Source organism: Saccharothrix espanaensis DSM 44229 (assembly GCF_000328705.1).
Classification (GTDB): Bacteria; Actinomycetota; Actinomycetes; order Mycobacteriales; family Pseudonocardiaceae; genus Actinosynnema; species Actinosynnema espanaense.
In genome coordinates, this window is sequence record NC_019673.1 from 1565893 (window position 1) to 1587370 (window position 21478).

General features: G+C 71.6%; 22 protein-coding genes, 2 tRNA genes and 1 pseudogene. 15 read left to right on the forward strand and 10 right to left on the reverse strand.

Features of this window, described 5'->3' with window-relative positions; genetic code table 11:
• Nucleotides 1-27: 27 nt before the first annotated feature.
• The 4 genes from BN6_RS07425 (at nt 28) to BN6_RS07440 (ending at nt 3071) form a co-directional block, all read left to right on the forward strand.
• The gene (locus BN6_RS07425; protein WP_051075466.1) at nt 28-465 is read left to right on the forward strand and encodes an anthrone oxygenase family protein; all 438 of its coding nucleotides are present in this window, start codon (nt 28-30) and stop codon (nt 463-465) included.
• Nucleotides 466-621: 156 nt separating this feature from the next.
• Nucleotides 622-960 (forward strand): hypothetical protein, encoded by a 339-nt coding sequence (locus BN6_RS07430; RefSeq protein WP_015098951.1) that lies wholly within the window; start codon nt 622-624, stop codon nt 958-960.
• 55 nt (nt 961-1015) lie between these two features.
• Nucleotides 1016-1600, forward strand: a complete 585-nt coding sequence (locus tag BN6_RS07435; protein ID WP_015098952.1) for a carbonic anhydrase — start codon at nt 1016-1018, stop codon at nt 1598-1600.
• Between the two features lie 16 nt (nt 1601-1616).
• Nucleotides 1617-3071: a SulP family inorganic anion transporter gene (locus BN6_RS07440; protein WP_051075948.1), complete on the forward strand. Its 1455-nt coding sequence runs from the start codon at nt 1617-1619 to the stop codon at nt 3069-3071.
• 132 nt (nt 3072-3203) lie between these two features.
• Here the strand turns inward: BN6_RS07440 and BN6_RS07445 are convergent, their stop codons facing one another.
• Complete coding sequence (locus BN6_RS07445; RefSeq protein ID WP_015098954.1) at nt 3204-4064, reverse strand: serine hydrolase; 861 nt, start codon at nt 4062-4064, stop codon at nt 3204-3206.
• Nucleotides 4065-4080: 16 nt separating this feature from the next.
• Nucleotides 4081-4806, reverse strand: a complete 726-nt coding sequence (locus tag BN6_RS07450; RefSeq protein WP_015098955.1) for a Type 1 glutamine amidotransferase-like domain-containing protein — start codon at nt 4804-4806, stop codon at nt 4081-4083.
• A gap of 46 nt (nt 4807-4852) precedes the next feature.
• Here BN6_RS07450 and BN6_RS07455 point away from each other — a divergent pair, with 46 nt between their 5' ends.
• The 4 genes from BN6_RS07455 to BN6_RS07470 all read left to right on the forward strand — a co-directional run bounded on the left by BN6_RS07455 (nt 4853) and on the right by BN6_RS07470 (nt 8588).
• Entirely contained in the window at nt 4853-5491 is a 639-nt protein-coding gene (locus BN6_RS07455) for a YdcF family protein (RefSeq protein WP_231905128.1), read from the forward strand.
• Nucleotides 5492-5519: 28 nt separating this feature from the next.
• A complete protein-coding gene (locus BN6_RS07460) occupies nt 5520-6770 on the forward strand; it encodes a deoxyguanosinetriphosphate triphosphohydrolase (RefSeq protein WP_015098957.1) in 1251 nt (416 codons plus the stop codon).
• 46 nt (nt 6771-6816) lie between these two features.
• Nucleotides 6817-7872, forward strand: coding sequence for a serpin family protein (locus tag BN6_RS07465; RefSeq protein WP_015098958.1), 1056 nt, complete (start codon nt 6817-6819; stop codon nt 7870-7872).
• Between the two features lie 149 nt (nt 7873-8021).
• A complete protein-coding gene (locus BN6_RS07470) occupies nt 8022-8588 on the forward strand; it encodes a carboxymuconolactone decarboxylase family protein (protein WP_015098959.1) in 567 nt (188 codons plus the stop codon).
• A 48-nt stretch (nt 8589-8636) separates the two neighbouring features.
• Here BN6_RS07470 and BN6_RS07475 read toward each other — a convergent pair whose 3' ends face one another.
• Nucleotides 8637-9302, reverse strand: coding sequence for a dioxygenase family protein (locus tag BN6_RS07475; protein ID WP_015098960.1), 666 nt, complete (start codon nt 9300-9302; stop codon nt 8637-8639).
• Nucleotides 9303-9512: 210 nt separating this feature from the next.
• Entirely contained in the window at nt 9513-10418 is a 906-nt protein-coding gene (locus tag BN6_RS07480; protein ID WP_015098961.1) for a sigma-70 family RNA polymerase sigma factor, read from the reverse strand.
• Nucleotides 10419-10452: 34 nt separating this feature from the next.
• Here BN6_RS07480 and dnaG point away from each other — a divergent pair, with 34 nt between their 5' ends.
• The 3 genes from dnaG (at nt 10453) to BN6_RS07495 (ending at nt 13810) form a co-directional block, all read left to right on the forward strand.
• The gene (gene dnaG / locus BN6_RS07485; RefSeq protein WP_015098962.1) at nt 10453-12345 is read left to right on the forward strand and encodes a DNA primase; all 1893 of its coding nucleotides are present in this window, start codon (nt 10453-10455) and stop codon (nt 12343-12345) included.
• Nucleotides 12346-12379: 34 nt separating this feature from the next.
• Complete coding sequence (locus BN6_RS07490) at nt 12380-12889, forward strand: hypothetical protein (protein WP_015098963.1); 510 nt, start codon at nt 12380-12382, stop codon at nt 12887-12889.
• A 174-nt stretch (nt 12890-13063) separates the two neighbouring features.
• Nucleotides 13064-13810, forward strand: coding sequence for a trans-aconitate 2-methyltransferase (locus BN6_RS07495; RefSeq protein WP_015098964.1), 747 nt, complete (start codon nt 13064-13066; stop codon nt 13808-13810).
• A gap of 34 nt (nt 13811-13844) precedes the next feature.
• Here the strand turns inward: BN6_RS07495 and BN6_RS07500 are convergent, their stop codons facing one another.
• Nucleotides 13845-14099: a hypothetical protein gene (locus BN6_RS07500; protein WP_015098965.1), complete on the reverse strand. Its 255-nt coding sequence runs from the start codon at nt 14097-14099 to the stop codon at nt 13845-13847.
• 138 nt (nt 14100-14237) lie between these two features.
• Here BN6_RS07500 and BN6_RS07505 point away from each other — a divergent pair.
• From BN6_RS07505 to BN6_RS07515, 3 genes are all read left to right on the forward strand, one after another.
• Nucleotides 14238-14309: transfer RNA gene (locus BN6_RS07505), tRNA-Asn, on the forward strand.
• 332 nt (nt 14310-14641) lie between these two features.
• Nucleotides 14642-15487, forward strand: coding sequence for an oxygenase MpaB family protein (locus tag BN6_RS07510; RefSeq protein ID WP_041312215.1), 846 nt, complete (start codon nt 14642-14644; stop codon nt 15485-15487).
• Between the two features lie 85 nt (nt 15488-15572).
• Nucleotides 15573-15650, forward strand: a tRNA-Ile gene (locus BN6_RS07515).
• Between the two features lie 97 nt (nt 15651-15747).
• Here BN6_RS07515 and BN6_RS07520 read toward each other — a convergent pair.
• The 3 genes from BN6_RS07520 to BN6_RS07530 all read right to left on the reverse strand — a co-directional run bounded on the left by BN6_RS07520 (nt 15748) and on the right by BN6_RS07530 (nt 18758).
• A complete protein-coding gene (locus BN6_RS07520; RefSeq protein WP_015098967.1) occupies nt 15748-17058 on the reverse strand; it encodes a helix-turn-helix domain-containing protein in 1311 nt (436 codons plus the stop codon).
• 650 nt (nt 17059-17708) lie between these two features.
• Nucleotides 17709-18350: a Crp/Fnr family transcriptional regulator gene (locus BN6_RS07525; protein WP_015098968.1), complete on the reverse strand. Its 642-nt coding sequence runs from the start codon at nt 18348-18350 to the stop codon at nt 17709-17711.
• Between the two features lie 21 nt (nt 18351-18371).
• Complete coding sequence (locus tag BN6_RS07530) at nt 18372-18758, reverse strand: winged helix-turn-helix transcriptional regulator (protein ID WP_015098969.1); 387 nt, start codon at nt 18756-18758, stop codon at nt 18372-18374.
• An 88-nt stretch (nt 18759-18846) separates the two neighbouring features.
• Between BN6_RS07530 and BN6_RS07535 the strand changes: the two genes are divergently transcribed.
• Complete coding sequence (locus tag BN6_RS07535) at nt 18847-19704, forward strand: NAD(P)-dependent oxidoreductase (protein ID WP_015098970.1); 858 nt, start codon at nt 18847-18849, stop codon at nt 19702-19704.
• Between the two features lie 358 nt (nt 19705-20062).
• Here BN6_RS07535 and BN6_RS49935 read toward each other — a convergent pair.
• Nucleotides 20063-20284, reverse strand: a pseudogene (locus tag BN6_RS49935) (carboxymuconolactone decarboxylase family protein); the annotation flags it as partial.
• Between the two features lie 49 nt (nt 20285-20333).
• Nucleotides 20334-21440, reverse strand: a complete 1107-nt coding sequence (locus tag BN6_RS07545) for an LCP family protein (RefSeq protein WP_041312221.1) — start codon at nt 21438-21440, stop codon at nt 20334-20336.
• Nucleotides 21441-21478 lie beyond the last annotated feature (38 nt).

Consider the following 21478-nt stretch of genomic DNA (forward strand, 5'->3'; position numbering starts at 1 on the left):
CTCGGCGCCGTCGGTTTGACTGTCCCCATGTTCACCTTGACGATCATCGCGGCCCTCGGGTGCGGCCTGATGGCCGGTGTCTTCTTCGCGTTCTCCGCGATGGTCATGCCGGGGCTGCGGCGGGCGACGCCGGCCGAGGGGCTCGCGGCGATGCGGGCGATCAACATCGCCGTGGTCAACCCGGCGTTCCTGCTGGTCTTCCTCGGCACCGGCGCGGTGTCGGTGACGGCGGCGGCGCTCGGCGGCACGACGACCGGCTGGGTCGGCGCGGGGCTCTACCTGCTGGGCGGCATCGTGTTCACCGCCGCTTATCACATTCCGCGCAACAGTGCGCTGGAACGCGAGGGAACGACCGAGTACTGGGCGCGGTACTTGCGGGAATGGGTGCCCGGCAACCACGTCCGGGCGATCGCCTGCCTGGGTGCGGCGCTGGCCTTCACGCTTGCCGCAGTCCAGCTCCAGTAGTCGTCACGATGAGTAGTTTTCGCAATTTCGGATGAGATAGCTCACGCACAAACGAGTGAATGTCGCGGCCGGAGCCCGAAGCTGACGCACCATTAACCCTGATGTCACCCCGCGCTGGAAAACTAGGACCACCGGCGCGGACCATCGGGGGGTGTCATGACGCGTATCGCTGCCACCGCGGTGCTCTTGGCGCTGCTCGCCGTCCTCACCCCGTCCCTCACCGGGCCGGGCCACCCGCCGGTCGCCGGCGCGCTCGGCCACCGGGTCATCGCCGCCGAGGCGCTGTCCGAGGAGGAACCCAACCGGGAGAGCCGGAAGGTCCCCGAGACGCGCGCGTTTTCCGCCGTGCCGCAACGGTTCGGGCCCGACCGCCCGGCCGAACTCCGGCCCCGCGCGGCCACCGCGCGGGCCCGGCACCCCGAGCCCGCCCCGCTCGCCACGGACCACCCGCGAGCCAGGCTGACCCCGTCCGCGCTCCAGGTGTTCCGGAACTGAGCCGACCGCTCTGCCACAACCGCATCCTCGCCACTACTGACCTGTGAGGAATCCCGTGGAATTCCGTCACCTAGTTCAGCACGCCCGGACGCATTCGCAGCGGCGCTCCCCGGAAACGGGGCGGCGGCTCGCGGCCGGGCAGTCACCGACCGCCCTGTTCATCACCTGCGCCGATTCCCGGATCCAGCCGGCCGCCATCACCGGGGCCGAACCGGGCAGCCTGTTCGAGCTGCGCACGGCGGGCAACGTGATCCCCGCGTTCAGCCCGCACTCGGCGTCCAGCGAGATGGCCACCATCGAATTCGCCGTGGTGCAGCTGCGCGTCGCCGAAATCGTCGTGTGCGGGCATTCGCACTGCGGTGCGGTCAACGCCCTGCACTCCGGCCGACCGGCCCTCGACCACCTGCCGACCATGCTGCGCTGGCTGGCCACGCACGCCCCGTTCCGGACCGGCACGCCCACCGACGGACTGCGCGCCGAGGGCATGGAGCACGTGCTGGCGCAGGTGCGCGCGCTGGAGGACTACCCGTTCGTGCGGGACCGGCTCGACGCCGGCGACCTGCGCGTGCACGGCTGGTTCTACGACATCGAGTCCGGCGGCGTGTCGGCCTTCGCCGCCGACCGCTTCCAGCCGCTCTAGGAGCAATGGCGTGACCATGCACATCGAAGATCCGGTGTCCCGCTCACCCGGCGGGACCTCCTACTGGCCCGACGTCGGGGCGTCGCTGGTGGTGTTCCTGGTGGCGCTGCCGCTGTGCGTCGGCATCGCCGTGGCCTCCGGCGTCCCGGCCGAACTGGGCATCATCACCGGCGTGGTCGGCGGTCTCGTCGTCGGCCTGCTGCCCGGCAGCTCGTTGCAGGTCAGCGGCCCCGCCGCGGGCCTCACCGTGCTGGTCGCCGACACGGTGGCCACGCACGGCGCCGCGGCGCTGGGCGTCATCGTGCTCGGCGCGGGCCTGCTCCAGGTCGCGCTGGGCCTGCTGCGCCTGGGCCGCTGGTTCCGGGCCATCTCGCCCGCCGTCGTGCAGGGGATGCTGGCCGGCATCGGGCTGGTCCTGGTGCTCGGCCAGCTCTACCCCTTCGCCGGCCGGTCGGCGCCCGCCACCACCTGGGAGAAGGTCGCCGGCCTGCCCGGTCTGGCGGTCGCCGCGGTCACCTCGCCCGCCGGGATCGGCGTCGGGGTGCTGACCCTCGTGGTGGCGGCGCTGTGGAAGCGCACGAGGTTCCGGGCCGTGCCCGGCGTGCTGGTCGCCGTCGTGGTGGCCAGCGGCGTCGCGGTGTTCCTGCCGCTGGCGCGCATCGAGGTCGGGTCGCTCGGCGAGGCGGTGCGGCTGGTCGACTTCACGCTGGTCGACGCGGGCGTGCTCGGCGCGGCGGTGACGTTCGCGCTGGTCGCCTCGGCCGAGAGCCTGTTCAGCGCGGCGGCCGTGGACCGGATGCACAACGGTCCGCGCACCCAGTACAACCGGGAGCTGGTAGCCCAGGGCGTCGGCAACACCCTGTGCGGCGTGCTCGGCGCGTTGCCCATGACCGCGGTGATCGTCCGCAGCGCGACGAACGTGCAGGCCGGTGCGCGCACCAAGGCGTCCCGCGTGCTGCACGGCGTGTGGTTGCTGGTGTTCGTCGTGGCCCTGCCCGGGGTGCTGTCCTACGTGCCGCTCGCGGTGCTGGCGGCGATCCTGGTCCAGGCCGGGTGGAAGCTGCTCGAACCGCGCCGGGTGCTGGAACTGGCGCGCACCGACCGGGCGGAGAGCGCGGTGCTGCTGCTCACCGCCGGTCTGATCGTCACCACGGACCTGCTGACGGGCACGTTGGTCGGCGTGCTCGCGGCCGTGGTGAAGACCGCGTGGGACGTGTCCCGGCTGACCGTGACGGTCACGCCGGACGGCGGCGAGCACGAGCACGTGACGTTGCGCGGCAACGCCACGTTCCTCAAGCTGCCGAGGCTGCTGGAGGCGCTGGAGGCGCTCCCGGTGACCAAGCACGTGCGGATCGACCTGCGCGGTCTGCGGCACCTCGACCAGGCGTGCCGGCAGGCCATCGAGCAGTGGGCCGCGGCGCACCGCACGGCCGGCCGGACGGTCGACCTGATCAGACCCGCGTCGGCCTGATCCGAGGAGCCCGATCACGAACGGCCTGATCCGAACGGCCTGATCCAACGGTCTGATCCGAACGGTCTGATCCGAACGGTCTGATCCGAACGGTCCGGGGGACAGCGCGGTCCCCCGGACCCGGGCCGGCCCTCAGCCGCCGGGCACCAACGTCGAGAGCAGCGAGCGGGTGATGTCGTCGAGGTGGCCGCGGGCCTCGTCGGGCGAGATGCTGCTCTGCACCGACAGCAGCGCCACCACGTACCGGTCGGCCACCACGCCCGCCGAGTGCAGGTACAGGTCGGTCGGGTAGTACCACATCCAGCCCTGCTTGGCGTACCCGTCGACACCGGGCGCGAGCAGCCCGAACGCCTGGTCGAAGCCGTCGGCGGCGGTGACCGGCGCGGAGGACAGCGCGTCCACGACGAACGTGCGCGCCGCCTCCGGCAGCTCGGTCAGGACGTATCGGTAGAGCCGCACCAGGTCGTCGGCCGACGTCTCCACGTCGCCCCACTGCGACGGGTCCTCGGGCGCGTGCGTGTCGACCAGGCCCGCGAGCCCGGCCACCCGGTCCACCGCACCGATGCCGTCGTGCCCGGTCCAGAGGTCGTTCATGGCCTCGTCGTCGCTGTCGCTCAACGCCCGGTGCAGCCGGTCCCGGTCGGCGTCGTCCAGGTCGCCCGCGGTCAGCACGTCGACGGCCACCAAGAGCTTGCTCAGCGACGCGGCGTGGAACGGCACGTCGTCGCGGTAGCCCGCAGCGGTGTCCGTCGTCAGGTCCAGCACGGCCACCGCCAGGTCGACACCCGCGCTCCCGTCGACCGCCCGCGCCACGGCCGCCGAGAGGTCCGGGGCGGTGGTCCCGGCGGCGCGTGGCACGGCCGGCCGCGGTGTGTCCGCGGACGTGGTCGTCGGGGCGGGGGAACCGGCGGGGGCGGTCGCGTCCGCCGCGGTGCACGCCGTTGTCACCGCGACGACCAGCGCCAGCCCCGCGACCCACCGACTTCCCGCCACGCTTCCAGAGTCCGAGTCACAACCGCCTGATGTCGAGCGTTTCCTCCTGTGCGATTCCTGAAGACCCGTCACGATCGACCACGTACGCACCGCCGTTGCGCCTTTCGGAGACCGCTTCGACGAGTTCGGTTCCCCGGTACAGCAGGCCCGCGCCGTCGTCCGTGCAGTACGTCTTCGGCAGCACGCCGGACGCCACCGCGGCGTGGATCGTCGGCCGTCGACGCGCCTCGGAGTCATAGTGCACCCCGTTGCCGTACGGCAGCAGCGCGAGTCCGTTGGTGACCACCCGCAGGTCCGGCCCGAACGAGTCGGTCGCGCCGCCGGCGTGCCAGCAGATCGAGCCCGCCGACACCCCGCCCAGCACCACGCCGGACTCCCACGCCCGCCGCATCGCCGGGCCGACGCCGTGGACGTCCCACACGGCCAGCAGGTTGGCCACGCTGCCGCCGCCGACCCACACCACGTCGTGCTCCAGCAGGAATCCCGCGATGTCGTCGGTCGGGGGCATCACGAACAGGTTGAGGTGGCTGAACTCCCAGCCGGCCAGCCGCGCGGCCTCGTCGAGGTCGGCCTGGAACGAGCGCTGGTCGCCGTTGGCCGTGCCGACGTGGCACACCTTCGGCTTGGTCGCGCCGGACAGGTCGACCGCGTGGTGGACCAGCGCGTGGAATTCGAGGTTCGTGCGCGAACCGGCCTTGAAACCGCCGGAGGTGGCCAGGATGGTGGGCTGCTCTGCGGGCATCACGCGATCCTCGCAGCCCCGGCCGCCGGTGTGGAATCATCGTGGGGTGACCTTCCTGGGCCGGATCCGCCGCTTGGTCCAACGAACCCTGATCGGTGCTCTGGTGGTCGGGTTCCTCGTGGTGGGCGGGACGGCGTTCCGGGTGTGGCAGGTGGCCCGCGAGGACGACCGGACGCACGCCGACATGGCCGTGGTGCTCGGTGCCGCGCAGTACAACGGCGTGCCCTCCGAAGTGCTGGAGGCCCGCTTGGAGCACGCCCGCCGGCTCTACGAGCAGGGCGTGGTCAACTACATCGCCACGACCGGCGGCCGCCAGCCCGGCGACAACTTCACCGAGGGCCAGGCCGGGCGGATCTGGTTGGAGTCCAACGGGGTGCCGACCGACCGGATCCTGGAGATCGGCGAGGGCACCGACACGTTGGGCAGCATCCAGGCGCTGGCGCAGAAGGCGCGCGCGAAGTCGTTGAAGACCGCGGTGATCGTGTCCGACCCGTGGCACTCGCTGCGCGCCCGCACGATGGCCGAGGACGAGGGGCTGGAGGCGTGGGCCTCGCCCACCCGCAGCGGCCCCAACGTGCAGACCCGCGAGACCCAGTTCTTCTACATCCGGCGCGAGACCGGGGCGCTGCTCTACTACCACCTGATGAAGGCCCCCGTGGACGCCTTCGACGGCATCGTGCTCTGAACGCGCCCGCGTTCCTTACGCTGTGCGGATGAACGGCGGGTACACCGGGTTCGACCGCGCGCGGCTGCTGGCCGAGGAACCCAAGGGCGCGGCGTTGGCGGGCGTCACCGGCGAGCGGCGCACGCCGTTCTCGCGGGACCGGGCCCGGGTGCTGCACTCCGCGGCGCTGCGCCGGCTGGCCGGCAAGACCCAGGTCGTGGGTCCCGGCGAGGGCGCGGAGGTGACCGGTGTGCCGCGCACCCGGCTCACCCACTCGCTGGAGGTCGCCCAGATCGGCCGCGGCATCGGCGAGGAGCTCGGCTGCGACCCGGACGTGGTCGACACCGCCGGCCTGGCGCACGACATCGGCCACCCGCCGTTCGGGCACAACGGCGAACGCGCGCTCGACGAGCTGGCCGGCCCGTGCGGCGGGTTCGAGGGCAACGCGCAGACCCTGCGCATCCTGACCCGCCTGGAACCCAAGACCGACCGGGGCCTCAACCTCACCCGGGCCTGCCTGGACGCGGCCACCAAGTACCCGTGGCCGCGCCGCGCCGGGACCGCGAAGTTCGGCGTCTACCAGGACGACCTGGACGTCTTCCGGTGGGTCCGGGAGGGCGCGCCGGAGGGTCGGCGGTGCCTGGAGGCGCAGGTGATGGACTGGGCCGACGACGTCGCCTACTCGGTGCACGACGTGGAGGACGGCGTGCTCGCGCACCGCATCGCGCTGTCCTCGCTGGGCGACGCCGAGGAGCGCGCGGCGATCGCGGAACTGGCCGCCAAGCACTTCTCCGCCGAGTCGGTGTCCGACCTGGAGGGCACCGCCGAGGAGCTGTCGCGGCTGCCGGTGATCGCCGACCTGGCCACCTACGACGGGTCGTTGGGCGCGCAGGTCGCGCTCAAGCGGCTGACCAGCGAACTGGTGGGGCGCTTCGCGTCCGCCGCCGTCGGCGCGACCCGCGCGGCGCACGGCGACGGCCCGCTGTCCCGCTACGCCGCCGACCTCGTCGTGCCGCCGCTGGTCGCCGCGGAGGTGGCGCTGCTCAAGGCGATGGCCGTGCGGTACGTGATGAGCGACCCGGAGCGGCTGCGCCTCCAGCGCCGACAGCGTGAGGTGGTCGCCGAACTCGTCGCGGGTCTGCTAATGGGCGCCCCGGACGCGCTCGACCCGGCGTTCGTGCCCGCGTGGCTGCTGGCCGGCGACGACGCGGCCCGGCTGCGGGTGGTGGTCGACCAGGTGTCGCTGCTGACCGACGCGCAGGCGTCGGCGTGGCACGCGGCCAAGGGCGTCGCCGGGTGAGCGGTGGCACACTCGACGGTGCCCGCCCGATCCCCGAGGAGACCCCGTGCCCGATCGAGCGCACCTGAGCTTCGCGCTGTCCCTGCACGACGCCGTCGCACCCGACCGGACCCGCAACGCGGTCTGGTCGCCGTACTCGGTGGCCAGTGCGCTGGGCATGGTCGCCCACGCCGCGCGCGGCGAGACGCGGCGCGAGCTGGACGCGCTGCTCGGCGCGGGCAACGCCGACCTGCTGCGCGACTCCGACGTCGGCACCGTCGGCGACGACGCCGAGTTCGCGGTGGCCAACACGCTCTGGGCGTGGGACGCGCTGCCGCTGGAGGACGGGTTCCTGGCCGAACTCGCCCGGTGGCCCGGCGGGCAGGTGCGCTCCGCGCCGTTCGCCGACGACCCCGAGGGCGCGCGCAAGTTGATCAACGCCGACGTGGCGGACACCACCCGCGGCCTGATCCCGGACCTGCTGCCGCCCGGCGCGGTGAAGAGCGACACGGTCGCCTCGCTGGTGAACGCACTCTACCTCAAGTGCGCGTGGAACGAGGAGTTCCCGGTGCACGACACCACGCCCCGCCCGTTCCGGGGCGCGGGCGAGGTCGAGACCATGCGGCTGGAAGCCACCCTGCGGCACGGGACAGCGCCCGGCTGGGAGGCGGTCGCGATCCCCGCGCACGGCGGCGTGGAGGCCGTCGTGCTGCTGCCCGACGACGTGCTGGGCGACCTCGCGGGCGTGCCGGCGGCGCTGGAAAGCCTGGAACGGCACCGCATCGAGCTGTTCCTGCCGAAACTCGCCCTGACCGTGCCGACGACGCTCGGCGCGCCGCTGCGCGAGGTCGGCGTGCGGACGCTGTTCACCCGGGACGCCGACCTGACCGGGCTGAGCCCCGACCCCCGGCTCTACGTGGACGAGGTGCTGCACGAAGCCGTGCTGCGGCTGGACGAACAGGGCTTCGAGGGCGCGGCGGCGACCGCCGTGATGATGCGGCTGACCTCGATCGTCGAGCACCCGCCCGCCCGGACGGTCCGGGTGGACCGGCCCCACCTGCTGCTGGTCCGGCACGAGCGGACCGGTGCGATCTACTTCCTGGCCCAGGTCGTCGCACCCTGATCCGGGAAGCGGAGCCGCCGCCGCACCCCCTCGCCGTCGTGGCCGGGCAGTGCTATGCCCTTCGTCACCCCCCGACCCGGTCCCCTGGAGGTGTCACGTCCGCCGGTCCCGTCTCGTCCGTGGTGTGTAGCCCGAGACGAGGAGGGGACATGGCAAGGATTCCCGCGGTCACCGCGAAACAGGCGAACCCGCTGGTCAAGTTCGCGTACTGGGCGACCAGGCGGCGGTACGGCGCGGTGCCGGAGCCGGTCGCGGTGTTCGCCAACCACCGCCGCCTGATGTGGGCGGGCGCGAAGCACGAACTGGCCGTCGAACGCGCGGCGAAGGTGCTGCCCGCGTCGTTGCGCGACCTGGTGGTCTACGCGACGGCGGTGAAGCTCGGGTGCTCGTGGTGCGTGGACTTCGGCACCATGCTGATCAAGCACCAGGGCCTGGACGTGGAGCGGTTGCGCGAGATCCACGTGTACCAATCCTCGGAGAAGTACACCGAAACCGAGAAATTGGCACTCGCCTACGCCGACGCGATGACCGACACCCCGGTCACCGTGACCGACGAGCAGGTGGCCGGACTCGACCGCCTGCTCGGTCACCGCGGCCTGGTCGAGCTGACCTACCTGATCGCGCTGGAGAACCAGCGCGGGCGGTTCAACTCGGCGTTCGGGATCACCGACCAGGGCTTCACCTCCGGCGACGCGTGCCGCGTGCCGATGCCGTGAGCGGTCCGGGTGGATGGCCGTGTCTCCCGGACGGCCATCCGCCGTGGATCAGGCGGTGCGCACCACGAAGTCGAACTTGCCCTGGTACCGGTTGGCGGTGAGCGGGCCGAGCGGGATCACCGTGTCGCGGATGTAGTACGCGTCACGGCGGTTCGCTGCGGCGAAGTTCACGTTGTACGCCTTGGTGTTGTCCGGGAAGTAGAGCTGCGTGGTGAGGACCGGGCCGCGCGGCGCCTGCACCTTCACGTGGATGTGCGGTGTCCGGCCCGGGTACTCGTTCGGGATGATCGTCTCCAGCGTGTACGCGCCGTTGGCGTCCGTGAACTGGTGGCCGCGTCCGCGGTAGGCGGTCGTGCTGTTGTCGTACGCGCCGCGCTGGTCGGCCTGCCAGAAGTCGACCAGCACGTTGGCCAGCGGCTTGCACCGCAGGTCGTACACGAAACCGGTCAGGCTGAGCAGCACACCGGTCACACCCGCCGTGCGCAGGTTGGTGCGCAACGGGGAGTTGCGCCGGAAGTACGGACCCTCGATGACGGGAGGGGTGTCATCGCCGTCCGTGCACTGCGGCGTGAGCGGCAGGGTCTGCCCCTCCGCCAGGGAACTGCCGGCCCAGCCCACGCCCGCGGCGGTCAGCGCCACGGCTGCCGTGGCGGCCGTGCCCGTGGCGATGAACGACCGACGTGTGGTGCCGTCGTCGTTGTGCTCTTCGGTCATGTGAGGCGTTTCCTTTCCGGAAGAAAGGCGGCACCTCAACGCTATCCAGGTCTAGACCACCACGGATCTACCGTTCAGTTCACTCCCAGTGGCGGGTCGATTGCTCCGCGTGGCCGCGCTGGTGATCGAAACCGGCGGTCACCCCGCGCTCGACCGGCGACCGGACCGTGCCCGGACCGGCGTCCGATCCGGTGTTTGATGTGTGGGGGGTCAGAACCGCACGTGGGTCAGCTTGTCCGGGTTCGACACGTCGTAGAGGGCGACGACCTTGCCGTCCCGCAGCGCGAACGACGACACCCGCGCGGCGAGGTCGCCCTGCGTCGCGAACTTGATCCCCAGGTCGCCGTTGACCAGCACCGGCTCGCCGCCCGGCAGGCCGGCGTAGCGGCGCATCAGGCCGAACAGGAAGCGGGACACCTTGTCCGGTCCGGTGATCACGTTCAGCGCGGTGCGCGCCTTGCCGTCGCTGTCGCCGACCAGCACGACGTCCGGGTGCAGCAGCCCGACCACGGTGTCCACGTCGCCCGCGGCCAGCGCGGCCAGGAACTTCTCCAGCAGCTCGCGCTGCTCGTCCAGCGCCACCCGGGGCGGCGGGGGAGCGGCCGACGCGGCCCGCCGGCCCCGCGAGGCGTGCTGGCGGGCGGTGGCCACCGCGCAGCCCAGCGTCTCGGCGATCGAGTCGAACGGCACACCGAACGCGTCGTGCAGCACGAACGCCACCCGCTGCTCGGGGGTGAGCTCGTCGAGCAGCACCAGGGCCGCCATCCGCACGCCGTCGTCGCGGACCACCGCCTCCAGCGGGTCGTCCTCGAACGAGGTGACCAGCGGCTCGGGCAGCCACTGCCCGACGTAGCGCTCCCGCCGCACCGCCGCCGAGCGCAGCCGGTCCAGGCAGATCCGCCCCACCACGGTGGTCAGCCAGCCGCGCAGGTCCAGGATGTCGGCCCGGCCCCGCTCGGAGAGCCGGGACAGCCGCAGCCACGCCTCCTGCACCGCGTCCTCCGCGTCGGCGACGCTGCCGGTCAGCCGGTAGGCCACGCCGACCAGGTGCGCGCGGTGTCCGGTGAAGGCGGCGGCCAGGCCCTGTTCGGCGGCGCTCTGCTCGGCGGCGGTCACGGCCCCCAGTCTGCCGGCACTAGACTCGGCGACCGTGGCAGGACGAATCCGGGACAGCGATGTCGCGTTGGTGCGTGACCGCAGCCGGATCGACGAGGTCGTCGGCGACCACGTGTCGCTGCGCCGGGCCGGCGGCGGCGCGCTCAAGGGCCTGTGCCCGTTCCACGACGAGAAGTCGCCGAGCTTCAACGTCCGGCCGACGCACGGCACGTACCACTGCTTCGGGTGCGGCGAGGGCGGCGACGTGATCGCCTTCGTGATGAAGGTCGAGCACCTGGGGTTCGTGGAGGCCGTCGAGCGCCTCGCCGACCGCGCGGGCATCCAGCTCACCTACGAGGGCGGCGGGGCGACGGTCCAGCGCGACCGGGGCACCCGCTCCCGGCTGCTGGAGGCGCACCGCGCCGCCGCCGAGTTCTACGCCGAGCAGCTCGCCTCCCCGGACGCGATGCCCGCCCGGGAGTTCCTGGCGCAGCGCGGTTTCGACGAGAACGCGGCCCGCACGTTCGGCTGCGGGTTCGCCCCGGCCGGCTGGGACCGGCTCACCAAGCACCTGCTGGGGCGCGGGTTCGAGCTCACCGAGCTGATCAAGGCGCAGCTGGCCAAGGAGGGCCGGCAGGGCCCGATCGACCGGTTCCACCGCCGGCTGCTGTGGCCGATCCGGGACCTCGGCGGGGACGTGGTGGGCTTCGGCGCGCGGCGGATCTTCGACGACGACCAGATCCAGGCCAAGTACCTCAACACCAGCGAGAGCCCGATCTACAAGAAGTCCACCGTGCTGTTCGGGCTGGACCTGGCCAAGCGGGAGATCGCCAAGCGCCGGCAGGCCGTCGTGGTCGAGGGCTACACCGACGTGATGGCCATGCACCTGGCCGGGGTGCCCACGGCGGTCGCGTCGTGCGGCACCGCGTTCGGCGCGGACCACATGAACGTGCTGCGCCGGCTGCTGATCGACGACGACCTCAACGGCGAGGTGATCTTCACCTTCGACGGCGACGCGGCCGGCCAGAAGGCGGCGCTCAAGGCGTTCGAGGGCGAGCAGCAGTTCTCCGCGCAGACCTACATCGCGATCGCGCCGGACGGCATGGACCCGTGCGAGCTGCGCCAGGACAAGGGCGACGTCGCGGTGCGCGACCTGGTGGCGCGGCGCACCCCGCTGTTCGAGTTCGCCATCCGCACCCAGTTGCAGACCTACGACCTCGACTCGGTGGACGGCCGGGTCGAGGCGCTCAAGAAGATGGTGCCGTTCGTCGCGCAGATCAAGGACCGCGCCAAGCGGGACGGCTACGCGACCAAGCTCGCCTGGTGGGTGGGCTGGGACGACGAGTCGGCCGTGGTGCGCCGGGTGCGCGAGACCGCGACCGGCCGGGCCCCCGCGAAGGGCGGCAGGTCGCGCCCGGTCGACCCGAACCAGGGCGCGCTCGCCGTCGAGGTGGAGGGCCCCACCCGGCCCGATCCGCGCGACCCGGAGCTGCTGCCCCAGCGCGAGGCGCTCAAGGCCGCGCTGCAGCTGCCCGAGATGGCCGGCCCCGGCTACGACTCGCTGCCCGACGAGGTGTTCACGCACCCGGTCTACCGGGCGCTGCACCGGGCGATCCGGGACGCGGGCGGCGTGTGCGGCGGGCTGTCCGGGCCGGTGTTCGTCGACGCGGTGAGCCAGCGGTGCGACCAGCAGGTGGCGCGGTCGGTGCTGACCGAGCTGTCGGTCGAGGCGTTGCAGGTGCGCGCGGACGAGTACCGGTACGTGCAGGGCGTGCTGGCGCGCTTGCAGCAGCGGCTGGTGGGCTCGCAGATCGTGGAGATCAAGTCGCGGCTGCGGCGGGTGTCGCCGGTCGAGGACGCCGACGAGTACCGGGCGCTGTTCGGCGACCTGATCGCGTTGGAGGAGTACAACAAGGAACTGCGCGACCAGTCGGTCGGCGGGCTCTGATGGTGGACTTGGCTGTGATGGGGAACGGGCTGTGATGGGGATCTGGCGCAGGCTGTTCGGCTCGGGCGCGCCCGAGGGGTTCACCGGCGAGTTGGCGAAGGACGAGCACGTGCTGGCGTCCGCGGCGACCGGTGAGGGGTTCCTGGTCGCGACGACGCTGGGGCTGTGGCTGCCGGGGCCGCGCCGGCTCGGGTGGCACCTGGTGTCCAAGGCGTCGTGGAGCGGGAGCGCGTTGAGCGTGGTCGAGGCCGAGGAGGACGGGCTCGCGGGCGAAGCCGTCCTGCTGCGCGACCTGCCGGCCGTGCGGTACCCGTTGGCGACGCCGGGGAAGGTGCCCGAGGTGGTGCACGCCCGGGTGACCGGCTCGATCCGCTCGCGGCACCGCAACGAGGACCCCGGCGCGTGGTTCCTCCAGCGCAAGGTGCCGGGGCGCGACGGCGTGGTGTTGCAGGTGCGGCCGGATCCGGACGCCGACGCGGCGCGGGTCCGGGAGATCGCGGCGGAGACGGCGGCGAAGATCGCGGCCCTCCGTGTCGACTCGTGAGGGATCGACTCGTGAGGGATCGACTCGTGAGGGATCGACTCGTGAGGGATCGACTCGTGAGGGATCGACTCGTGAGGGATCGACTACTGACGGGTCGACTCCTGAGGAATCGACTCCTGAGCAGTACGCGCGTACGGTAGCAGTACGTCCGTACTGCTGTGGGGGTGCGTCCGCATGTGGGACCCGGTCCGGTACCTGACCTTCGCCGACCACAGGTCGCGGCCGTTCCACGAGTTGGTGGCCCGGATCGCGGCCTCGTCGCCGAGGCGGGTCGTGGACCTGGGATGCGGGCCGGGCAACCTGACCACGACACTGGCCGCGCGGTGGCCCGAAGCGGTCGTGGAAGCGCTGGACTCATCGGCCGAGATGGTCGCTGCGGCACGCGAGCGCGGGCTGGACGCGCGGGTGCAGGACATCACGACGTGGATGCCCCGCGAGGACACCGACGTCGTGGTCACCAACGCGGTGCTGCAATGGGTGCCCGGCCACGAGGCGTTGCTGCGGCGGTGGGTCGACGCGCTGCCGTCCGGGGCGTGGCTCGGGATGCAGGTGCCGGGCAACTTCGACGGCCCGTCGCACGCCGTGACCCGGGGCCTGATCGCCTGCTCGTGGCCCGAACTGGCGGGGACGGTGCGGGTGTCGCCGGTGCTGGACCCGGCGGGCTACGCGGACGTCCTGGCCGCCGCCGAGGTGGACGCCTGGGAGACGACCTACCTCCAGCGGCTGACGGGGGCCGACGCGGTCCTGGAGTGGATCACCGGCACCGCGCTGCGCCCGGTGCGGGCGGCGCTGGACGACGCCGCGTGGGCCGAGTTCCGGGCCCAGTTGGCGCCGTTGCTGCGCGCCGAGTACCCGCGACGCCCGGACGGCACGACGTGGTTCCCGTTCCGCCGGGTCTTCGCCGTGGCCAGGGTGCGCTGACCGCCGTGCCCGGCGGCCTCCGTTGCCGGCCGGCTCAGTTGGCCCGGGGGATCACCGGGTCCCGGCGGAACGGATCCGTCCGGTGCCCGTTGGTGGAGTCGGTCCTGGCCGACGACCGCCCGAACCCGGTCTTCTCGCTCACCTTGGCCCGCACGATCCCGGCCGCGCCCTGCACCGCGGGGTGGTCGGCGATCACCCGATAGGCGCGCACGATCTGGTCGTACCGTTGCCGCCCGGCGCGGGCGCCGAGCACGTAGCCCACGGCCGCCCCGAACAGGATGCCCTTCATGAGGTCTCCTCTGCTGCCAAAGTGCCTGGTCACCTCCCATCCTGCCGGAGCGGGAGGGGGGTGTGCGCGAGCACTGTTCCGGATGCGCTAGAGTTATGTCCCGTCAGGCCGAGGAGGCCCGGCGAGACAACCGAACATTCCCCCTTAGCTCAATGGCAGAGCATTCGACTGTTAATCGAAGGGTTACTGGTTCGAATCCAGTAGGGGGAGCATGATCCCGGCCCCCCGTCCACACCAGGACGGGGGGCCGAAGTGTCTGCCGGTCATCGCCTGCCTCTTCCCGCCGTTCTTCGCCCCTCGGGCCGGTGGATGCATCCGGTAGGTCCACCCCCAGGGTGGCCACCGGACCGTCCCGCGAAACCTGCCGGACCTCCACCCGGCCCTCCACCCCACCGGATCGAAGATCACCCGGTCGGATGACGCTCGCCGCTGTCGCCCGTCTCCTGGCTCCCGCCGCCCGCCGATCGCCCGCCCATCCGCCCATCCCCACAACCACCCGTTCGACGTATCTCCTGGCCCGGCCGGTGCGAGATCCTGTCCCCATGCCGGATCGCTACGCCAACCGTCGCCTGATCGAGTCCCTGGACCCGGTCCACGACCACCAGCGCATCATGAAGGTCTCGTCCGGCTACGAGTTCCCGTGGGACTACGTGCGCTCGCTGGAGTTCGCGCTCTTCAAGACGTACTGCGTGCCGTCCATCTCCGGGCTCCTGGCCCGGACCGGCGAGTTCGAGCGGCGGGCGCAGCAGCGCTACGACGACACGGCGCTCCTCATGGCCGAGCTGGTGGACAACGGTTACGACTCGCCGCGCGGCAAGGAGGCGCTGCGGGTCGTGAACAGGCTGCACGGCCGGTACGACATCGCGAACGACGACATGAAGTACGTGCTGTCGACGTTCGTGTACGAGCCGATCGACTGGCTGGAGCGGTACGGCTGGCGTCCGTTGACCACGCAGGAGCGTTTGGGCGCGTTCCACTTCTACCGCGCCGTGGGGGCGCGTATGGCGATCCGTGACGTGCCGGAGGACTACGACGAGTTCCGGGCGTTCAAGCAGGCGTACGAGGAACGCGAGTTCGTCTACCACGCCACGAACCGCCGGATCGGCCAGTACACCCTGGACCTGTTCTGCTCGTGGTACCCGGCGCCCCGGGCCGTGACGTCCCGCGCGGTGGTGGCGCTCCTGGACGACCGCATGGTCCGGGCCTTCGGCTTCACCGCGCCCCCGCCGTGGCTGGGAGCCTTCGAACGCCAAGCCCTCCGCCTCCGGGCAAGAGTGGTCCGCCACCTCCCGCCACGCCGCACCCCACGCCTGACCAACGACCCCCGCAACCGCACGTACCCCGGCTACCCGAGCGGCTACCAGCCGTCGGACCTCGGAGCCCGGTAGAAGGTTGCGAACGGGTTGGTCACGTGCTGCCGGGTTGCCGAGACGCGCGCACCGCCGATCTGTACTCTCCTGAACCGCACATCAGGGGGCGGTAGCTCAGCTGGTCAGAGCAGCGGACTCATAATCCGTCAGGTCGTGGGTTCGAGCCCCACCCGCCCCACCATCCACCCTGGTCGTGTGTGCTGGGCGGTGATCACTCCAAGATCACCGCCACGCTTTTGCCACGCTTTACGCTCGGTAACCCTTGTCGTGGTGGCGGTTCATCGCCTTGCCGAGATGCCGTCGAGCAGGACCGTGCACACCGAGGACGCGGTCTCGGGAGTGTTGTGCGCGCGTCGGTTCAGGGCGTGTAGGAGGACGTTGTTGGTGAGCAGCGTGGCCAGGTCGTGTGCGGGCAGGGTGTTGGTGAAGGTGCCGGTGGATTGGCCTGACTCGATGGACGGGGTCAGCAGGGCCGGGAAGTCCAGGGGTTTCGTGGTGGGTTCGAGGGGGCTGTGAGTCAGTTCGTGGATCGAGCGCATCATCAGGGCGTCGAACCACACCCGGTTCTCGGTTGCGGCGGTTGCCAGGCGTTCCAGGTGGCGGGGGACGCGTTCTTCCGGCGGGCGGTTCACCAGTTGGTCGTCGCGGGCTCGGCTTTGGAGCGATTCGTAGATCAGGTTCAGGCCTGCGTCCAGAATCTCGGACTTGGTGGCGAACAGCGCCTTCAGGGCGCCGTGCGGCACGCCCGCGTGGGTTGCGATGTGGTTCAGGTGGGTCTGGTAGTAGCTGCGCTGTGCGAATTCTTCCTTCGCGGCCGCGATGATGGCCTCCCGGGGATCGTTCGGGACCTTGCCGTCGACGCCCATGCGGTAGCTGCGCATCACCTCGCGGGTGATGGGCTCCATCACGTCATCGATGTGCTGGTGGCGCTGATCGACGTCGACCACCGAGCCGATCAAGGCCACGACGGCATCGCCGAAGAGCCCTTCCGGCACCGCTTTCGGGTCCAGCAGCCAACGTAACGCCATCCCCTCCACCAGCGCGGTGAGCACCACGGCGATGTTCTTCGGGGTGAAGGGCTTGCGCAGCTCCCCGCCCCACGACGCGAGCGTGACGGAGTAGGCGGCGGCGCTCTTCCCGGTGAGGTCGTCGTACTCGTCCCTTACTGACTTGACGGCACCGGTGTGGTCGCGTGCGAACGTGGCGATGAGCGTGCGCACGCGCAGCCCGAGATCTTCGCGCACCACCTTGGCGTCCCACTCGGCGAGGGGCCGCAGCGCCCGCCGGGGGTCGCGCTGGTTGGGGGTGAACACGCGGAGGACCTCGCGGCCGAGGAGGTCCTCGGTCGCCCTCGCTCCGTGGCCGGCGAGCGTGCCGAGCAGGTCGTTGACGAACCGCTCGTGACCACTGAGCAGACCTTGCCTCGCCCTGTTCGGCCAGATCTTGGCGAAGGTGGTGGCGGAGATCCCCGCCCGTTCGCACACCGACCTGACGGTCAACCCGCCGAGGAGGATCCGCCACCCCGACGTCAGCAGGATCTGGCGGCCGGCTTCCAGGAACGCGGCACGGGAGGGCGGCGCTTCCTTCACGTGAGTCTCCTCGGGGAGCGGACGGACTGCCCGGCGGGACTCCACGGTACCGACGTCGTGGGCCCTGGGGTTGGGTTCGGACCCAACCCCTGCTTCCTGGCACGGGCAACGCGGAGTGCGGTGCGATTGGCCGCGCAGCGTTGCCACGACCGCCGATCGGAGGACGACGATGTCCGCAGCAGAACACGAGCACCAAGCGGCAGATGACGGGCAACAGACGGCAGATGACGAGTGCCGAGTAGCAGATGACGAGCGGCAGGCGGCGGGAGATGAGTGTCCAGGGGAGAGCCGGTGTGTGGGGGTGCGGAGGGCTCGGATAGCGGGCTTGAAGCGGATGGGGGTGTGTTTGCGGGGGCTGGTTGGTGTTGATCAACTGCTCGACGCGGTCCTCGCGAAGGTGTGGTGGCTGGTGATCCTCGTCCGGGTCGGGGCGGGTGTTTGGCTCTACTTGCGTGATCCGGCGGTTCGGTCGAGGCGTCGGCGGCGTCGGGCCGGGGAGGGACGGCGGTGGGCGGGGAAATGGAGGCGTCGGACCCGGTGATGCCGGCGGTGGCCAGGGCGTCGCGGATCAGCTGGATCAGGGCCACCGCATGGGTTCCGGGTGGTGGCCCTCGTTTGGCGCGGAACTGATCGCGTCCACGTCGAGGGGGTCAGACTTCGAGTAGGCGGGCCAAGGCGCGGGGGTCGGTGAGGGTGAAGCTCATCCGCGCGGTGCGGAGCAGGCCCTTGGCCCGCAGGCCGCCGAGCGCCGTTTCGACGCTCTTCTCCGACGCGGCCACGGCGTCGGCCAGGTCGTGTTGGCTCAGGCCGTTCAGGCGCAGCCCGGCTTCGGTCCGGTGGCCTTGTTCGGTCACCCACTTGAGGAGTACCGCGGCTACTCTCTGCGGCACGTCGCGCATGTGCGCCAGTTGGCGCTCGTCGGCGTCGTGCTGGCGCTTGAGGCTCGTCTGGTCGACCAGCGCCCGCACGTCCTCGCTTTGCGCGCGCAGCCTCAGGAACGTGCTCCCGGCCAGGTGCACGGCCCGCCCCGGCCCGAGCGCGATCACGTGCGCGCTGCGCGGCCGGCCGTTGATCACGCCGATCTCGCCCATCAGGTCGCCCGGCCCCAGCAGGCTGACCAGCGGTTCCACCCCGGGGCCGGGGAGCAGCGCCTTGAGCAGGCCGGCCTCGACCAGCAGCACCTCGTCACTGTGGGTGCCGGCGGTGATCAGCCGGTCGCCTTTGTGGAACGGCACGGACCGCCCGGCGGAGCGGATCTCCGCCCGGCCGCGGTCGGCTGCGTGGTCCGGCATGGCGCACCATCGTGCCGACCGTCAACCCCGTAGTGGGTCGGAATCGGCCGTGTTCACACGTTCAGGGGAGAGATTGCCGCGCAACGCCTCGATCCGGGACCGGTTGCGCGCTCCCCACTGGCCCAACGGCTCCAACGCCTCGTTGAGCGAACGGCCCAGCTCGGTCAGCGAGTACTCCACCCGGGGCACCGCCTCGGCGTAGGTCCGGCGGTGCACCAGTTCGTCCGCCTCCATCTCCCGCAATTGCTGGGTCAGCACTTTCTCGCTCACCCCGGGCAATTCCCGCCGCAATTCGCCGAAACGCCTGCCGCCGGTGGACAGCGCCCACAGGACGAGAACTTTCCACTTGCCCTCCACGACGTCGATGGCGGCGTCGACACCGCACACGTAAGGCCGTTTCTGTCCCATCCGCCGATTCCCCCTGGTTACTTCGAGGTGCGTGGTTACTTCATTGTGCCTACTTGATCAGTCTAAACGCCCCGGTGACGATGGTGCGGTGACCAACGAACAGCTGAAGCAGCCGGTGACCGTGCTCGGGCTCGGGTTCATGGGCACGGCGCTCGCGGACGCGTTCCGCCGCGCCGGCCACCCCACGACCGTGTGGACCCGGTCGAACCGCCCCGGCCCGGACGGCACGACGGCGGCCACGTCCGCCGCAGCCGCCGTGGCGGCGAGCCCGCTGGTCGTGGCGTGTGTGCTGGACTACGGCGCGGTGGACGACGTCCTGGTCGGCGACCTCGCCGGGAAGACCATCGTCAACCTCACCACCGGAACCCCCGAGCAGGCCCGGGAGTTCGCCGCGCGGATCGCCGCGCGCGGCGCGCGCTACCTCGACGGCGGCATCATGACCGAGCCGTCGGGAATCGGCGACCCCACTTCCATGATCCTCTTCAGCGGCTCCGCGGACGCGTATGAGGCACACCGCGAGGCGTTCGAGGTGTTGGGCGACGCGAGGTTCCTGGGCGCGGACGCCGGACTGGCCGCGCTGTACGACACCGCGTTGCTCGGGATCATGTATTCCGCGATGACCGGGTACCTCCAGGCGACCGCTCTGGTGGGCAGGGAGGAAGTGTCGGCGGTGCGATTCACGCCGCTCGCCCAGGAATTGCTCGGGGCCACGGCCGCATTCCTGGGGCCGATCGCGGAACAGGTGGACAGCGGCGATCACACGAGCCGGTCGGCGCGGCTGGACATGCAGTTGTCGGCGGCCGACCACCTCATCCACGCCGGGCAGGTGCGCGGGGTGGACACGACGGTGCTGGAGCACGTGAAGTCGCTGATGGAGCGGGCGGTGGCGGACGGGCACGGCGGGTCGGACTTCGGGGCGGTGATCGAGCAGCTCCGCACGGTCTGAGGGCGGAGGGGCGCGAAAGTCTGAGGGCGGAGGGGCGCGGGTCGAGGGGCGGGAGTGGGTGCAGTCGGTGCGGGGAGGGTGGCCGGAGGCGGCGGCCCGGGGAGGGGCCGCCCGCCGGAGTCAGGACCAGGCCGCGCCCGCGGGTTCGCGGATCGTGGTGTTGATGCGGTTGAACATGTTCGTCACGGCGATCATGAGGATGATCGCGGACAGGCCCTGCTCGTCGAAGTGGTCCGCCGCGGCGTCCCAGATCTTGTCGGTGACGGAGTCGGGGCCGGTCGGCGATCAGGGTGGCGGCCTCGGTCAGCTCCAGCGCGGCCCGCTCGGCGTCGGTGAACTTGTCGGTCTCCCGCCACACCGGCAGCAACAGCGGCCGTTCGACGTCCTCGCCGGCCTTGCGGGCGTTGCGGGCACCCGCGTCGACGCACGCGCTGCACCCGTTGACCTGGCCGGCACGCAGGTGCACCAGTTCCAGCGTGGACTGCGGCACGCCACCGGAGTGCATCGCCTTGTAGAGGCTGCCGATGCCCTTCCTGGCCTCGGGGAGGAGCAGCGCCGGGTTCTTCATCCTGGGTTCCATGCTCGCTTGACGGATCGCGCGCCGGGGATGTGACCGGTCCGTCCGAGGGTCAGTCGACGCAAGGGATCCCGTCGACGCTGGGCGGCACGCTGGGAGGCGGTGGCGGGGTGGGGGAAGCGTCGGGCGAGGGTGGCGGCGGAGGTGGCGGTGGTGGCGTGGCGCGGCCCAGGGCCACGTCCACCGCGCCGCGCATCGCCTCCTGCCCGTCGCGGTCGGGGTCGCCGGTGATGGGCAGGGTCAGGAACCGCACGCCGGTCACCCGGCCACCGAGGTCGAGCACGTCCCAGCCGTCGGACAGCACGACGTTCTGCTTGGCCACCGACACGACCGGCCCCAGCGCGGCCACGCCCTGCTCCTTCACGCGGCTCAGCACGGCTTTGAGGAACGCCTGCTGCCGCCGCGTCCGGTCCAGGTCGCCGTTGGGCAGGCCGTGCCGCTGCCGGACGAACGCGAGCGCTTGCGCGGCGTCGAGCCGCTGCCGCCCGGCGGGGAAGTCGGCACCGGAGAACTCGTGGTCCGCGGTGGCCTGGTTCAGGCACACGTCCACGCCGTCCAGCGAGTCCGCCAGGTGGTAGAAGCCCGCCAGGCTCAGCTCGGCCAGCGCGTCCACCGGCATGCCGACGAACTCCCGCACGGTCGCCACCTGCGCGCGCCGCCCGGCCTCGCGGCCCAGCCACTCCAGTTCGGCCGCGTCGTGCCCGCCCTCCTGGATCAGCCGGTCCTCCTCGGCTTCCTTGGCCCGGCCGTACGCCTCCTTGATCCTTTCCCGCGGCGTGCCCGGGACACCGTGCAGCACGGCGTAGTTGTCGCGTGGCACGGACATCGCGGTGGCGGGACCGCCGTCGGCCGGAACGTGCACGAGGATCAACGTGTTCGCGTTGTACCCGCCGCGGTCGACGTCACCGGCGTGCAGTTGGGACATCACCTCGTCGGACGGTGCGCCTCCGTCGAGGTCGCGGCGCGTGGTGAGCCCGATCAGCAGGACGGTGAACCCGTCGGTCGAGCGCGGCGCGTCCTCCGGGATCGCCCGCGACCGCCGCACACCGCTGTCGAGATCCTGATAGGTGGTCCAGGCCACTCCGGACGCGACCAGCACCACGAGCGCCGTCGTGATCCACGCGATCCTGGTCACGATCAGCGAGAAACCACGCACCATCCCCACCTCCCGGTCGCGTAGCCTAAGGCCGTTCAGAT